2 protein-coding genes are annotated in these 1,137 nt (G+C 67.1%); both read right to left on the bottom strand.

Annotated features, from left to right (window positions below; translation table 11 throughout):
• The coding region (locus ACFWVD_RS28760; RefSeq protein WP_379248053.1) for a DNA cytosine methyltransferase at positions 1–677 on the bottom strand (677 nt) is incomplete at its 3' end.
• A 123-nt stretch (positions 678–800) separates the two neighbouring features.
• On the bottom strand, positions 801–1,137 hold a 337-nt coding region (locus ACFWVD_RS28755), incomplete at its 5' end, for a NaeI family type II restriction endonuclease (RefSeq protein ID WP_379248051.1).

Below are 1,137 nucleotides of genomic sequence, written 5' to 3'. Positions count from 1 at the left end.
GTGGACCAGGGCTCCAGACTGCTGTCCCCGGAATCGCGTGCAACACCCTTGCGGTATGTGCGATGAGTGGGAGAAGGAAGCCGGACGGCCTCACCCCCCATGCGGGCGATCAGCACAGCCCTCTTACGCGTCTGCGGAACCCCGAACGCCTCTGTGCGCAAAAGACCGCAGTCAACGGCGTACCCCTCCGCCTGAAGGGCCTTGGCGTACGCCTCCCACACCGGCAGCACCGCGGGGACCTGTTCCAGGACAATTGCCCGATACGGCTTGTCCCGCTCATCAATCGCTTCGAGTGCCCAGCGGAGGGGCTCCAGTACCAAACCGGTCCGCTCGTCCTCCAGCTTGGAGAGATCCTTCGCGATCTCTTCCCGGTCTTCCCTCGCGACCATTCGATCGACGAACGCCAACACGTCGTCCAGTGCCCGTCGCCCGGCTCCGGTCCCGGCGACGGTGAATGTCTGGCAGGGGGGGCCGCCTGCCAGGACATCCGCGTCCGGGAAGTCGGACGGCCCGAAACGACGCACATCACCTTCCCAGGTAGCGAGTCCGGCCGCGCGACGCGTGGTACAAGCAGCCGAATCCCACTCGACACCAGCCGTGGCAATACCGAGCTTCTCAGCGGCTACGTCCAGCCCGCCGGGGCCGGCAAACAGGTCCACGATCTGGACGGGGTGCACTCGATCTCCAGGGGGCATTGCAGGGACGGGGGTCTCACCTCGGGCTTCTCCGCGCCTACCGGCCAAGCCAAACAGCGCCCCCAAGGGTATCGCGGCCCACTGACACCCCTCGTCGGCCGGCGCTCAGGAGGACTCTGCGCGCTTGGTCGGGATGTCGGGCGCCTGCACACAAACATCGCCCTCACGCCATAGCCCGTAGCGATGACCGCCAATGACCGCCGCAGCGCGGACGTCGGCATCGTCGATGGGTGCCAGCCTGGCCGACACCCAAGATCCCTTGTCCGGCACGGGCAGGCCCAGATCAGCGGCGATCCGGGGGTGCGGCTGCAAATGCCCCAACACCACGAACCCCTTGGACCTGAGGTGCTTACGCGCATCCCGGGCCCGCTTGGGCCCGTCGTCCTGCCGAGCCACAGTCACAACTGTCGTGCGGTCCACCAGCTCTCCGGGAACACTCTCG

The organism is Nocardia sp. NPDC058666, assembly GCF_042714895.1.
Lineage (GTDB): Bacteria > Actinomycetota > Actinomycetes > Mycobacteriales > Mycobacteriaceae > Nocardia.
This window is presented reverse-complemented; position numbering and strand designations above follow the sequence as displayed.